The following is a 9,684-nucleotide window of genomic DNA, read 5'->3' on the forward strand; positions in this document are numbered from 1 at the left end:
CACCATGGGCGAGATCGTGACCTCGGTGCAGCGGGTGACCGACATCATGGCCGAGATCTCCGCGGCCTCGCAGGAACAGACCGCCGGCATCGAGCAGGTCAACCAGACCGTGATGCAGATGGACGAGACCACCCAGCAGAATGCCGCGCTGGTGGAGGAAGCCACCGCCGCCGCGCGTTCGATGGAGGAACAGGCGCACCAGCTGAGCGAAGCGGTCGCCCTGTTCCACCTCGACGATGCCGCCGCGACGCCCGCGGCCGCGCCGTCCCCGCTGCCGCCCGCCGCCCGGCGCGCCGCCGCGCGTCCCGCCGTGGCGCCGCCGCGCGCGCAGCCCGGCGCGGCACGCAGGACCGAGCCGGCGCTGGCCGACGGCGACGACTGGCAGGAGTTCTGATCCAACGCCGACGGCCCCCCACCGGCGGGGCCCGTCGGCGCCTGCCCCCGGCGGGGCGGGAGGCAAGGCCGGTAGTGCGCATCCCGCGGAAAACCTGTTCCGTGATGCCGGTCGCACTGCAATCCCGCTGGCGGTCATGCAACCGCCAGGTACCCGCCCGCGGCGCTGCAGCCGCGGAACCGGGCGCCGATATCGCGGGAAGGCAGGCGGCCGTGTCGTGGCAGGGGCCGCAGGGCCTGTTCTTCCATGCACGGTAACGGAAAAGGAAACAGACGCATGAACGCCCACCCCGCCCTGCGCGTCTTCAGCGACCTGCCGCTGCGCCGCAAATTCATCCTCATGCTCGCCGTCCTGGCCACCGGGATCATCGCCCTGTGCCTGGTCACCGCCCGGCGCAACCACGACGAACTGCTGCGCAACGAGCGCAATGCCCTGCACACCCGCGTGGAGGCGGCGCTGGCGCTGGCCAACCGCTACGCCGACCGCGCCGCCGCCGGCGAACTGGGCGAGGACGAAGCCCGCCGCCAGGCGCTGGCGGCCATCGAGTCGCTGCGCAGCGCCAACGGCAGCGACTACCTGTGGGTGAACGACGAACACCCCACCATGCTGATGCACCCCTACCAGACCGCGCTGAACGGCAAGGACCTCAGCGACGCCACCAGTGCCGACGGCAAGAAGATCTTCGTGGAGATGGTCAGGCTTGCACAGCGCAACGGCGGCGGCTTCCTCGACTACACCTGGCCCAAGCCCGGCGTCGACGGCGCGGTGCAGAAGATCTCCTACGTCGGCCTGCACAAGCGCTGGGGCTGGATCATCGGCAGCGGCGAGTACACCGACGACATCGCCGCGCGCGCCTGGAGCTTCGGCCGGGTGCTGATCGTGGCCGGCATGCTGGTGCTGCTGTCGGCGCTGCTGGTGTGCTGGCTGATCGCGCGCTCGATCCTGCGACCGCTGTCCGGTGCGGTGGGTGCGATCCAGGCGGTCTCGCACGGCGATCTCGACGTGCGGGTGGACTACCGCTCGCGCGACGAGATCGGGCAGATGTATGCCGCCATCGGCGAGATGATCGCCCAGCTCAAGGCCCGGGCCGCCCAGGACCGCGCCCGCGCCGCCGAGGACCTGCGCATCCGCACCGCGCTGGACGACGTCACCACCAGCGTGATGATCGCCGACGCCGACCTCAACATCATCTACGCCAACCGGCCGTTGATGGAGATGCTGGGCAAGGCCGAGCAGGACATGCGCCGCGACCTGCCGAACTTCGACATGAAGACCCTGATCGGCAGCAACATCGACATCTTCCACCGGCACCCGGCGCACCAGCGCGGGCTGCTCGGCGGGCTGCATGGCACCCACCACGCGCAGATCAGCGTCGGCGGCCATGTCATGCGCCAGATCATCAACCCGGTCACCGACGCCGACGGCAACCGCCTGGGCTACGTGGTGGAATGGGACGACCGCACCGTGGAGGTGCGGATCGAGCAGGAAGTCAGCGACATCATCGTGGCCGCCTCGCATGGCGACCTCTCCGGCCGCATCCGGCTGGAGGACAAGAGCGGCTTCCTGCTGCAGCTGTCCGAACAGCTCAACGGCCTGCTGGCCGCCATCGGCTCCAGCGTCGAGCAGGTATCGGGCGTGCTGCGCGCGCTCTCGCAGGGCGACCTCACCGTGCAGATGGAAGGCGACTACCGCGGTACGTTCGCCGCCATGCGCGACGATGCCAATGCCACCGTGGTCCAGCTCACCGGCATCATCGACCGCATCCAGACCGCGACGTCGCGCATCCACCAGGCGGCGGCGGAGATCGCCACCGGCAACAACGACCTCTCCCGCCGCACCGAGCAGCAGGCCGCCAACCTGGAGGAAACCGCCGCCTCGATGGAGGAACTGACCTCCACCGTGCGCCAGAACGCCGAACACGCGCGCCAAGCCAACCAGCTCGCCCAGGGCGCGGCCAACGTCGCCTCGCAGGGCGGCCAGGTGGTCGGCCAGGTGGTCACCACCATGGCCGACATCGAGGCCTCCTCGAAGAAGATCGCCGACATCATCAGCGTGATCGACGGCATCGCCTTCCAGACCAACATCCTGGCGCTCAACGCCGCGGTGGAAGCGGCCCGTGCCGGCGAACAGGGCCGCGGCTTCGCCGTGGTCGCCTCGGAAGTGCGCACCCTGGCGCAGCGCTCGGCCGGCGCCGCCAAGGAGATCAAGGAGCTGATCGAGAACTCGGTGGACAAGGTTTCCGAAGGCTCGGCGCTGGTCCACCAGGCCGGCAGCACCATGGGCGAGATCGTGACCTCGGTGCAGCGGGTGACCGACATCATGGCCGAGATCTCCGCCGCCTCGCAGGAACAGAGCGCCGGCATCGAACAGGTCAACCAGACCGTCACCCAGATGGACGAGACCACCCAGCAGAACGCCGCGCTGGTGGAGGAAGCCACCGCCGCCGCGCGCGCGATGGAAGAACAGGCCATGCTGCTGACCGACGCGGTGTCGGCGTTCCGCCTGCAGGCGTCCGCGCGCGCGCCGCACGACCTGGCACTGGCCAGCTGAGGTCGCCCGGTGTCCCTGCCCGCTCCCGCCTCCCGCGATTTCGAGTTCAACGACCGCGACTTCCGCCGCGTCTGCGAGCTGATCCACAAGCGCGCCGGCATCGCGCTGGCGCCGGCCAAGCGCGACATGGTGTACGGCCGCCTGTCGCGGCGGCTGCGCGCCCTGGGCCTGCACTCGTTCCAGGACTACCTGGACCAGCTCGAGCGCGACGGCGGCGAGGAGTGGCAGGCGTTCACCAACGCGCTGACCACCAACCTGACCTCGTTCTTCCGCGAGCCGCACCACTTCGAGAAGCTGCGCGAGGAACTGCTGGCGCGCGCGCACCGCGCACCGCTGCAGATCTGGTCGTGCGCGGCCTCCACCGGCGAGGAGCCGTACTCGCTGGCGATCACCGCCTGCGAAGCCTTCGGCACCCTCACCCCGCCGGTCCGCATCCTCGCCACCGACGTCGATACCCAGGTGCTGGCCACCGGCGCGCAGGGCGTTTACCCGCTCGAGCGCATCGCCGGGCTCGATCCGGCGCTCAAGCGCCGCTACTTCCAGCGCGGCACCGGCCCCAACGAGGGCAAGTGCCGGGTGCTGCCGGCGCTGCGCAGGCTGATCGAGTTCCGCCAGCTCAACCTGCTGGCCCCGCGCTACGACGTCGGCGGGCCCTACGACGCGCTGTTCTGCCGCAACGTGATGATCTATTTCGACAAGCCCACCCAGCGCGGCATCCTGTCGCGGCTGGTGCAGCACATGGGCGACGACGGCCTGCTCTATACCGGCCATTCCGAGAACTACCTGCACGCGGCCGACCTGATCCAGCCGTGCGGGCGCACCCTGTACCGGCGCGTGCCCGGAGCCGGCGCATGAGCCTGCCCGCCCACGCCGACGACGTCATGCGCTACCGCGACACGCGGTTCCAGACCATTGCCGCCAAACTGCTGCCCACCCAGTACCTGGTGGTGGATGACGACACCGCGCTGACCACCACCCTGGGCTCGTGCGTGGCGGCCTGCATCCGCGACCCGGTGCTCAAGATCGGTGGCATGAACCATTTCCTGCTGCCCGACGGCAACGTCGGCGATGGCGCCCCGGCGCGTTATGGCAGCTATGCGATGGAACTGCTGATCAATGACCTGCTCAAGCGCGGCGCCCACCGCAAGCGCCTGGAGGCCAAGGTGTTCGGCGGCGCCAACGTGCTCAAGGGCTTCACCAGCAACCCGGTCGGCACCCGCAACGCCGAGTTCGTGCGCCAGTACCTGCGCGCCGAGCACATCCCGGTGATCGCCGAAGACCTGCTCGGCATCCACCCGCGCAAGGTCTGGTTCTTCCCGCAGACCGGCCGGGTGGTGGTGCAGCGCCTGCCGCATGCGCACGAAGCCGAAGTCGCCGCCGCCGAATCGGCCGTGCGCGCCCGCCTGTCCAAGGCCCCGGTCACCGGTGGCGTGGAGCTGTTCGAATGAGCCTGCAAGCCCCCTGCCGCGTGCTGGTGGTCGACGACTCGGCGCTGGTCCGGCAGATCCTGTCCGATCTGCTGGCGCGCGACCCCGGCATCGAGGTGGTCGGTACCGCGTCCGACCCGCTGATCGCGCGCGAGAAGATCAAGCGCCTGAACCCGGACGTGCTGACCCTGGATGTGGAAATGCCGCGCATGGACGGGCTGGCGTTCCTCGAAAACCTGATGCGCCTGCATCCACTGCCGGTGGTCATGGTGTCGTCGCTGACCGAGCGCGGCGCCGACACCACGCTGCAGGCACTGGCGCTGGGCGCGGTGGATTTCGTGGCCAAGCCCAAGCTCGACGTGGCCCGTGGCCTGGAAAGCTACGCCGCGGAGATCTGCGCCAAGGTCAAGACGGCCGCGCGCTCGCGGGTGCGGGCGCTGGCGGTTCCGGCGCAGGCCAGGCGCACCCTGGACACGATCGCCCCCACCGCGGCCGGCGCCCCGTCGCTGAAGTTCCGCACCACCGACCGCCTGATCGCCATCGGCGCCTCGGCCGGCGGCACCGAAGCCCTGCGCGTGGTGCTGGAAATGATGCCCGCCGACGCCCCGGCCATCGTCCTCACCCAGCACCTGCCGGCCAGTTTCAGCACCGCCTTCGCCGAACGCCTGGACCGCCATTCGGCGATGTCGGTGCGCGAGGCCAGCGATGGCGAGGCGATCCTGCCCGGCCATGCCTACCTGCCGGCCGGTGGCCGCCACCTGCGCATCATCCGCGACGGTGCGCGCTGGCGCTGCCGCATCGACGACACCCCGCCGGTGAACCTGCACAAACCGGCGGTGGACGTGCTGTTCCGCTCGGTGGCGCAGAACGCCGGCGCCAACGCCATCGGCGCCATCCTCACCGGCATGGGCGACGACGGCGCGCGCGGGCTGCTGGAAATGAAGCAGGCCGGCGCCCGCACCCTGGTGCAGGACGAAGCCAGCAGCGTGGTCTGGGGGATGCCCGGCGCGGCGTTCAAGCTCGGTGCCGCCGACGAGGTGGTGCCGCTGGAGCAGGTCGCCGCGCGCCTGCTGGCCTGGGCGCAACAGGGGTAAGCCATGTCGCGCGCCGACCCGCCCGGGCCACAGGCAGCGACCACCGCGGCGGCCGCCAGCGCCGCCGACACGGCACTGCGCCACTGCCTGCAGGACGCGCCGGACGGCATCGTGCTGCTCGACCGCGACGGGCGGATGGTGTTCGGCAATGGCAAGGCCTGCGAAATGCTCGGCCTCGGCGGCAGCGCCGACACGGCGCCGTTGCCGGAACTGCTGACCCCCGAGGAGCGTGAACGCTGGCTGCAGGCGCCACCCGCGCCGCTGCTGCTGGCCGCGCAGGCACGCCCGGGGCGGCCCGGCGACCTGTGGCTGTGCGCCGGCGAAGGCTGCCTGCGCGGCATGGCGGTGCTGCGCCCCGCCGACGCGCGCATGCACGAGCAGGCGCACATCCACCTGTTGTCGCAGGCGCTGGACAGCAGCGACAACGCGATCTTCCTGTGCGACGGCCAGTCGCGCATCCGTTACGTCAATGCCGGTTTCTCGCGCATGCTCGGCTATGCGCCGGAGGAAGCGCTGGGCAAGCTGCCGCGCGAACTGATCCGCGGCCCGCATACCGACGTGGCCACGCTGGACCGGCTGGGCGAGGAGCACCGCGCCGGCCGCCCCCACCGCGACCACCTGCTGGGCTACTGCAAGGACGGCAGCCCGCTGTGGCTGTCGGTGGTGGCCACGCCGCTGGCCGATGCCAGCGGCAGCCTGGTCAACGTGTTCACCGACATCACCGAGGCCAAGACCCACGAGGTCCTCAACGGCAAGGTGCTGGACGCGCTGGTGCGCGAAGAGCCGCTGGCGATGACCATGGCGCTGATGTGCCAGGAGGTCGAGCGGGTCGCGCCCGACCTGCGCGTGGTGGTGACCCGCAGCGAACCCGACGGGCAGTTGTGCACCCTGGCCGCGCCGGCCCCGCTGATGACCGCCGGCACCTGCGGCTGGGAGCACCCGGCGTGCATGCAGGCGCTGCGCCGCGGGCGCGCGGTGGTCATCGAGGACATCGCCAGCGCGCCGCTGTTCGACAGCCAGCGCGACGCGCTGCTGGCCCTGGGCCTGCGCGCGTGCTGGTCCAACCCGATCCGCTCCACCGCCGGCCAGGTGCTGGGCACGCTGGCCTTCCATTGCCACCGCCCGGGCCCGCCGACGGCCTGGCACCGGCGCCTGGCGGAGCTGTGCCTGCACCTGTGCGCGCTGGCGCTGGAACGCGAACAGGCGCGCTCGCGCATGCACCGGCTGGCGTTCTACGACGTCCTCACCGGGCTGCCCAACCGGCTGATGTTCAACGCGCTCAGCGAGCAGCCACTGATGCAGGCCGAACAGCAGGACACGCCGATGGCGCTGCTGTTCGTGACCTTGGACCGCTTCAAGCGCATCAACGAAAGCCAGGGCCATGCCGCCGGCGACGGCCTGCTGCGCGACCTGGCGCGGCGCCTGCACGACATCGCCGGCCCGGAGTCGGTGGTCGCCCGCCAGGTGGCCGACGAGTTCACCCTGCTGGTGCCGGGCTGCGCGCAGCAGCAGGCCGTGGCGCTGTGCGAACGGCTGCTGGCGATGATCGCCGCGCCCACCGTGGTCGGCAGCATGACCCTGCACGCCAGCGCCAGCATCGGCGTGGCGATGTACCCGGACGACGGCCGCGCCCTGGAGACGCTGCTGCGGCATGCCGACCTGGCCATGCGCCGGGCCAAGGACGAGGGCGGCGGGCGCTTCCGCTTCTTCAGCGCGGACATGAACCGCCTGGCGCAGGAACGGCTGCTGCTGGAGGCCACGCTGCGCGACTCGCTGCGCCAGGGCGGCCTGCGCCTGCACTACCAGCCGCAGGTGCATGCCGATGGCCGCGGCCTCTACGGCGTGGAGGCACTGCTGCGCTGGCGCCACCCGCACCTGGGCGACATTCCGCCGTCGCGCTTCGTGCCGCTGGCCGAAGAGTGCGGGCTGATGGCCGAGCTCAGCCACTGGGTGATGGAAGAAGCCTGCCGCCAGCATGCCGACTGGCGCCGCCGCGGGCTGGACATCCCGCGGGTCGCGGTCAACCTCTCGGCCAGCGCCTTCGAGCTGCCCTCGCTGGCCGAGCAGGTGCGGCGGCTGCTCGAGCGCCACCAGCAGCCAGCGGACACCCTGGTGCTGGAGATCACCGAGGGGGTGATGCTCTCGGCGCAGCCGCAGGTGCCCGCCAACCTGCACGCGCTGCACGCGCTCGGGGTGCGGCTGTCGCTGGACGATTTCGGCACCGGCTATTCCAGCCTCAGCCACCTGCACCGGCTGCCGATCAGCGAGATGAAGCTGGACCGCAGCTTCATCAGCGAGATCGGGCACGACCCGGCCGCCGGCGCGTTGATCTTGTCGGTGCTGCGCATCGGCGAGAGCCTGGGCAAGCACGTGGTCGCCGAAGGCGTGGAAACCGAAGACCAGCGCCGGTTCCTGGTGGACAACGGCTCGCCGGTGCTGCAGGGCTACCTGTTCTCGCCGGCCCTGTCCGCCAATGCCCTGGAGCAATGGCTGGGCGAACAGGCGTACGCCCGCCCGCCACGGTGCTGAGCGCCACGGCCACCGCTGCGGCCTGGTGGCGCGCCACCGGCACCACGGAAGGCCGATAATGCGCCCGCACCGCTGTTGCCCGAGGAACACCCCATGACGGACACCCCCACCCGCCACGACCAGCACGGCCGCTACCCGCGTGCCGAGACCGCCGACGATTTCCGCCACAACCTGGCCGCGGTGCAGGCACGCATCGCCGCCGCCTGCCAGCGTGCCGGCCGCGACCCGGCCAGCGTGCGCCTGCTGCCGGTGAGCAAGACCATCGACGAGGCGCGCATCCGCCAGGCCTACGCCGCCGGCTGCCGCTTCCTGGGCGAGAACAAGGTGCAGGAGGCGCACCACAAGTGGGAGGCGATGCAGGACCTGGGCGACCTGCACTGGTCGGTGATCGGCCACCTGCAGACCAACAAGGCCAAGCTGGTCGCGCGTTTCGCCAGTGAGTTCCAGGCATTGGACAGCCTGCGCCTGGCCCAGACCCTGGACCACCGCCTGCAGCTGGAAGGCCGCCAGCTGGACGTGTTCGTGCAGGTCAACACCTCCGGCGAGGAGAGCAAGTACGGGCTGGCGCCGGCCGACGTGGCTGATTTCATCGCCGCATTGCCGCGGTTCACGCATCTGCGCGTGCGCGGACTGATGACCCTGGCGCTGTTCTCCGAGGACGCGGCGCGGGTGCGCGCCTGCTTCGTGCGCCTGCGTGAACTGCGCGACCGCCTGCGCCCGCAGGCGCCGGACGGCATCGGCCTGGACGAGCTGTCGATGGGCATGTCCGGCGACTTCGAGATCGCCATCGAGGAAGGCGCCACGGTGGTGCGCGTCGGCCAGGCCATCTTCGGCGCGCGCGCGCTCCCGGACAGCCACTACTGGCCGGCCGGCGCCGGCTGAACGGGGGCGGACGGCGTCGCATCGGCTTCGCACGAAGCGCTATAAACTGCGCGCCTTCACTCACCCTTGCTCACCGGACGCGACGATGTTTTCCTGGATCCTGGCCCTGCTGCTGGCACTGTTCGTCTGGGGCCTGACCTCCGCCTGGTTGTGGATGGTCAAGCGCCGGAAGACCGAAACCCAGCACGGCCTGGCCGCACTGGCGGGCATGCGCTGGCGGGAGTTCTCGCAGATCGTGCGGCGTGCCATGAGCGAACAGCGCGGCATGCGCGACCTGTCCGGCGAGGACCACGGCGACCGCGGCACCAGCAGCGACTTCCTGATGGAACGCGCCGGCCAGCGTTGGCTGCTGTCGTGCAAGCACGGCCGCGCCTACCGCATCGGCGCGCCGGCGATCACCGAGCTGGGCGCGGCCCTGCGCCTGACCGGCGCGGCCGGCGGCATCCTGATCACCGAAGGGCGGGTTGAACGCGACGGCCTGGCCGCCGCCGAGAAGGAAACCATCGAGGTGCTGGACGGCCGCGTGCTGTGGCAGGTGCTCGCCCCCTGCGTGCCCGACGACATACGCACGATGGTGGAAGGCATTGCCCGCCGCGAGGCGGTACGCCAGACCGGCATCGCCGCCCTCGGCGCGCTGGCGGTAGGGCTGCTGGCCGGCCTGGGCTACACCACCCTGCAAGTCGACGAGAACCTGACCACGCGTGCCACGGAGACCGCCGCGGCCGCGCCGCCGGCAACGGCTCCCGGCCCGGCCCCGGCGCCGGCGCCCGCCGCACCGGCCGCGGCGCCTGCGCCGGCCAGGACCGCG

7 protein-coding genes and 1 pseudogene are annotated in these 9,684 nt (G+C 71.3%); all 8 read left to right on the plus strand.

Features of this window, described 5'->3' with window-relative positions:
• Window positions 1-394, plus strand: a pseudogene (locus MKP15_RS16820) (methyl-accepting chemotaxis protein); the annotation flags it as partial.
• Between the two features lie 276 nt (window positions 395-670).
• Window positions 671-2,944, plus strand: coding sequence for a methyl-accepting chemotaxis protein (locus tag MKP15_RS16830; RefSeq protein WP_275692623.1), 2,274 nt, complete (start codon window positions 671-673; stop codon window positions 2,942-2,944).
• A 9-nt stretch (window positions 2,945-2,953) separates the two neighbouring features.
• On the plus strand, window positions 2,954-3,799 hold the full coding sequence (locus MKP15_RS16835) for a CheR family methyltransferase (protein ID WP_240213491.1): 846 nt from the start codon (window positions 2,954-2,956) through the stop codon (window positions 3,797-3,799).
• The gene (gene cheD, locus MKP15_RS16840; RefSeq protein ID WP_104938878.1) at window positions 3,796-4,392 is read left to right on the plus strand and encodes a chemoreceptor glutamine deamidase CheD; all 597 of its coding nucleotides are present in this window, start codon (window positions 3,796-3,798) and stop codon (window positions 4,390-4,392) included. Before MKP15_RS16835 ends, cheD begins: the two co-directional genes overlap by 4 nt.
• Window positions 4,389-5,465 carry a chemotaxis response regulator protein-glutamate methylesterase gene (locus tag MKP15_RS16845; protein ID WP_240213492.1) on the plus strand — a complete coding sequence of 359 codons (1,077 nt, stop codon included), beginning with the start codon at window positions 4,389-4,391 and terminating at the stop codon, window positions 5,463-5,465. The genes cheD and MKP15_RS16845 overlap by 4 nt, the downstream gene beginning before the upstream one ends.
• A gap of 3 nt (window positions 5,466-5,468) precedes the next feature.
• On the plus strand, window positions 5,469-7,994 hold the full coding sequence (locus MKP15_RS16850; RefSeq protein WP_240213493.1) for an EAL domain-containing protein: 2,526 nt from the start codon (window positions 5,469-5,471) through the stop codon (window positions 7,992-7,994).
• Between the two features lie 93 nt (window positions 7,995-8,087).
• Window positions 8,088-8,876, plus strand: coding sequence for a YggS family pyridoxal phosphate-dependent enzyme (locus MKP15_RS16855; RefSeq protein WP_240213494.1), 789 nt, complete (start codon window positions 8,088-8,090; stop codon window positions 8,874-8,876).
• An 85-nt stretch (window positions 8,877-8,961) separates the two neighbouring features.
• Window positions 8,962-9,684: restriction endonuclease (locus MKP15_RS16860; RefSeq protein WP_240213495.1), on the plus strand; the 723-nt coding region annotated here is incomplete at its 3' end.

This window comes from Stenotrophomonas sp. Y6 (assembly GCF_022436665.1).
Taxonomy (GTDB): Bacteria; Pseudomonadota; Gammaproteobacteria; order Xanthomonadales; family Xanthomonadaceae; genus Stenotrophomonas; species Stenotrophomonas acidaminiphila_A.

Bases quoted from the DNA above. Each gene is read 5' to 3' on its own strand.
- MKP15_RS16830 (WP_275692623.1), top strand. From the start codon at position 671: ATGAACGCCCACCCCGCCCTGCGCGTCTTCAGCGACCTGCCGCTGCGC.
- MKP15_RS16855 (WP_240213494.1), top strand. From the start codon at position 8,088: ATGACGGACACCCCCACCCGCCACGACCAGCACGGCCGCTACCCGCGT.
- MKP15_RS16850 (WP_240213493.1), top strand. From the start codon at position 5,469: ATGTCGCGCGCCGACCCGCCCGGGCCACAGGCAGCGACCACCGCGGCG.
- cheD (WP_104938878.1), top strand. From the start codon at position 3,796: ATGAGCCTGCCCGCCCACGCCGACGACGTCATGCGCTACCGCGACACG.
- MKP15_RS16845 (WP_240213492.1), top strand. From the start codon at position 4,389: ATGAGCCTGCAAGCCCCCTGCCGCGTGCTGGTGGTCGACGACTCGGCG.